The following is a 4,202-nucleotide window of genomic DNA, read 5'->3' as shown; positions in this document are numbered from 1 at the left end:
GCCGCATGGGCCATGCGGGCGCCATCATCTCCGGCGGCAAGGGCGGCGCCGAGGACAAGATCGCCGCCATGGAGGCCGCGGGCATCCGCGTGTCGCCCTCCCCGGCGCGCCTCGGCAAGACCCTCGTCGAGGTGCTCAAGGGCTGAATCGGCGCGGGAAGGGCTTCCTCCCCTTTCCCGCCCGCCTCTCGTCATACCTCCTGCGCGTCGCGCGCAGAGGTGTGACGGAAGGGAAGCAGGTACGAAGAAAGTGCGGCGGCCGTTGCCTTTCGGCCGCCGTGCACCCATTTTCGCCGCAAAGCTCGGCGACGGCGTGGCCCCAGGCTGGCGCCTGCAGGGGCGCTCCCCGGACCGGTGCCGGAGGCAGCGATCCGGGCGGACGTTTGGGGCGAAGGTTTCAAGGCACCGCTGCCGCAGGCCGCCACGAGCCCAGCAGCGGTGAAGGGGCGTCCGGCTCCGGCCGGGGGCTCGATTGTGGCACATGACGAGGCCATGGGGCCGCGCACCCCTTCGCGCCCGCCGGACGGCGGACCGCGGAAGACCCGCGCGGCGCCACGACCATGCGGGAAGAAGCCCATGTCGCGCGCGGATCAGAACGACATTTTCCTCAGCACCTCGTTCCTCTATGGCGCCAATGCCGCCTGGATCGAGGACCTCTATGCCCGCTACGAGAGCGACCCGAATGCGGTGACGCCGGAGTGGCAGGCCTTCTTCGCCGCGCTCAAGGACGATCCCGCCCAGGTGATCGAGAACGCCCGCGGCGCCTCCTGGAAGAAGCCGCACTGGCCGGTGCACGCCAATGGCGAGCTGGTCTCGGCCATGGACGGCCAGTGGATCGAGGTGGAGAAGGCCATCGCCGAGAAGGTGAAGGCGAAGGCCCAGAAGACCGGGGTGGAGTTCTCCCCCACCGAGGTCCAGCAGGCCACCCGCGACTCCGTGAAGGCGCTGATGATGATCCGCGCCTACCGCATGCGCGGCCACCTGCACGCCAATCTCGACCCGCTCGGCCTCACCCCGCCGCGCGAGGCGCCGGAGCTGGACCCGGTCTCCTACGGCTTCTACGAAGCCGATCTCGACCGCAAGATCTTCATCGACCACGTGCTCGGCCTGGAATTCGCCACCGTGCGCGAGATGGTGGCGATCCTGCGCCGCACCTATTGCTCGTCGGTCGGCGTCGAGTTCATGCACATTTCCTCGCCCGAGGAGAAGGCCTGGATCCAGGAGCGCATCGAGGGCCCGGACAAGGAGGTGTCGTTCACCCGCGAGGGCAAGCGCGCCATCCTCAACAAGCTGGTGGAGGCCGAGGGCTTCGAGAAGTATCTCGACGTCAAGTATACCGGCACCAAGCGCTTCGGCCTCGACGGCGGCGAGAGCCTGATCCCGGCGCTGGAGCAGATCATCAAGCGCGGCGGCAATCTGGGCGTGAAGGAGATCGTGTTCGGCATGGCCCATCGCGGCCGCCTGAACGTGCTCACCCAGGTGATGGGCAAGCCGCACCGGGCGCTGTTCCACGAGTTCAAGGGCGGCTCCTGGGCCCCCGACGAGGTCGAGGGCTCGGGCGACGTGAAGTACCACCTCGGCGCCTCGTCCGACCGCGAGTTCGACAACAACAAGGTCCACCTGTCGCTGACCGCCAACCCCTCGCACCTGGAGATCGTCGATCCCGTGGTGCTCGGCAAGGCGCGCGCCAAGCAGGACCAGATGCAGGACGCCGAGCGCGTCAAGGTGCTCCCCCTGCTGCTGCACGGCGATGCCGCCTTCGCCGGCCAGGGCGTGGTGGCCGAGTGCCTCGGCCTGTCGGGCCTGAAGGGCCACCGCACCGGCGGCTCGATCCACTTCATCATCAACAACCAGATCGGCTTCACCACCAATCCGCGCTATTCGCGCTCCTCGCCCTACCCGTCCGACGTGGCGAAGATGATCGAGGCGCCGATCTTCCACTGCAACGGCGACGATCCGGAATCGGTGGTGTTCTGCGCCAAGGTGGCGACCGAGTTCCGCCAGCGCTTCCACAAGCCGGTGGTCGTCGACATGTTCTGCTACCGGCGCTTCGGCCACAATGAGGGCGACGAGCCGGCGTTCACCCAGCCGAAGATGTACAAGGTGATCCGCCAGCACCCGAGCGTGCTCGAGCTCTATTCCAAGAAGCTCGAGGCCGAGGGCGTGGTGACCGCCGGCGAGGTGGACACCATGCGCGGCGCCTGGCGCGACCGCCTGGAGGCGGAGTACGAGGCCGGCCAGGCCTACAAGCCCAACAAGGCCGACTGGCTGGACGGGCGCTGGGCCGGCTTCAAGGCGATCCAGGAAGACGACGATCCGCGCCGCGGCGACACCGGCGTGGCGGTCGACACCCTGAAGGCGATCGGCGCGAAGATCACCGCCGTGCCGGAGGGCTTCAAGGTCCACCGCACCATCCAGCGCTTCCTCGACAACCGCAAGAAGGCGATCGAGGACGGCCAGGGCATCGACTGGGCGACCGGCGAGGCGCTGGCTTTCTGCACGCTGCTGATGGAGCGCCACCCGGTGCGCCTTTCCGGCCAGGACGTGGAGCGCGGCACCTTCTCCCAGCGCCATTCGGTGCTGCTCGACCAGGACACCGAGGCCCGCTACAAGCCGTTCAACCACCTCTCCGAGACCCAGTCCAAGTACGAGGTCATCAACTCGATGCTCTCGGAGGAGGCGGTGCTGGGCTTCGAGTACGGCTACACCCTGTCCGAGCCCAACACTCTGGTGCTCTGGGAGGCGCAGTTCGGCGACTTCGCCAACGGCGCCCAGGTGGTGTTCGACCAGTTCATCTCCTCGGGCGAGCGCAAGTGGCTGCGCATGTCCGGCCTCGTCTGCCTGCTGCCGCACGGCTATGAGGGCCAGGGGCCGGAGCATTCCTCGGCGCGCCTCGAGCGCTTCCTCCAGCTGTGCGCCGAGGACAACATGCAGGTGGCGAACGTCACCACCCCGGCCAACTACTTCCACATCCTGCGCCGGCAGATGAAGCGCGAGTTCAGGAAGCCGCTGATCCTGATGACGCCGAAGTCGCTGCTGCGCCACAAGCGGGCGGTCTCCGCGCTGGCCGAGATGGGGACCGGCACCTCGTTCCACCGCGTGCTGTGGGACGACGCGCAGTCGCACCCCGCCGCCGAGGGGATCAAGCTGGTCGCGGACGACAAGATCCGCCGCGTCGTCCTGTCCTCGGGCAAGGTCTATTACGACCTGTTCGAGGAGCGCGAGAAGCGCGGGGTCGACGACGTCTACCTGATGCGCGTGGAGCAGCTTTATCCGTTCCCGCTCAAGACGCTGGTGCAGGAGCTCTCGCGCTTCAAGAACGCCGAGGTGGTCTGGTGCCAGGAAGAGCCGAAGAACCAGGGCTCCTGGTCCTTCGTCCAGCCCTATCTGGAATGGGTGCTGGAGCAGGTCGGCGGCGCGTCCAAGCGCCCGCGCTATGCGGGACGCCCGGCGTCCGCCGCCACCGCCACCGGGCTGATGTCCAAGCATCTGGCGCAGCTCAAGGCATTCCTGGACGACGCCCTGGCCTGATCCGGCCAGGACGGCGGGGAGGCGCGACGACGACGGAGGCACCCTTGGCCCATTACCTGCTCCGGCTGCGGCCACCGCGCGCAAGCTTCCCGGAGGATGCGAGCGGCGCCGAGATGGAGGCGATGGGTGCCCACGGGGCCTACTGGCACCGGCTCGCCGAAGGCGGACCCGCTCTGGCGGTGGGTCCGGTGGCCGATCCCGCAGGCATCTGGGGGATGGCTCTGGTGGACGCGGACGACGAGGGTCACGCGAAGGCGCTCGCCGATGCGGACCCGATCATCGCGGCGGGACTGGGCTTTGCCTATGAGGTGATGCCGGTTCCGTCACTCATCCTGAACCGGGGTGCAGCCCCGGCAGGCGACGAACGTTGAGGGAGGTCCCCGGAGGGGACGAACAGAATGGCGACCGAGATCCGCGTGCCCACCTTGGGCGAGTCCGTTACCGAGGCCACCATCGGCAAGTGGTTCAAGAAGCCCGGCGAGGCCGTGAAGGCCGACGAGCCGCTGGTGGAGCTTGAGACCGACAAGGTCACGGTCGAGGTTCCCGCCCCCGCCTCCGGCGTGCTGTCCGAGATCGTCGCCAAGGACGGCGAGACGGTGGGCGTCGGCGCGCTGCTCGGCTCCATCGGCGAAGGCGCCGGCGCGGCCGCCGCCGCGGGAGACCGCGGCACGG

Annotated in this window: 3 protein-coding genes and 1 pseudogene; all 4 read left to right on the top strand. The window is 68.6% G+C overall.

The window, feature by feature from the left end; all coding sequences use genetic code 11:
• Nucleotides 1-146, top strand: a pseudogene (locus tag AC2W7M_RS20845) (succinate--CoA ligase subunit alpha); the annotation flags it as partial.
• Nucleotides 147-575: 429 nt separating this feature from the next.
• Nucleotides 576-3,530, top strand: a complete 2,955-nt coding sequence (locus AC2W7M_RS20840; protein WP_486134573.1) for a 2-oxoglutarate dehydrogenase E1 component — start codon at nt 576-578, stop codon at nt 3,528-3,530.
• Between the two features lie 44 nt (nt 3,531-3,574).
• A complete protein-coding gene (locus AC2W7M_RS20835) occupies nt 3,575-3,901 on the top strand; it encodes a YciI family protein (RefSeq protein ID WP_486134572.1) in 327 nt (108 codons plus the stop codon).
• Nucleotides 3,902-3,928: 27 nt separating this feature from the next.
• A partial coding sequence (locus AC2W7M_RS20830; RefSeq protein WP_486134570.1) for a biotin/lipoyl-containing protein occupies nt 3,929-4,202 on the top strand: 274 nt, incomplete at its 3' end.

It is taken from the genome of Xanthobacter sp. BG11Y11_SDJG (genome assembly GCF_057364445.1).
This window is presented reverse-complemented; position numbering and strand designations above follow the sequence as displayed.

What these genes read in the sequence shown, in the direction of transcription:
- AC2W7M_RS20840 (WP_486134573.1), top strand. Translation starts at nt 576, where the DNA reads ATGTCGCGCGCGGATCAGAACGACATTTTCCTCAGCACCTCGTTCCTC.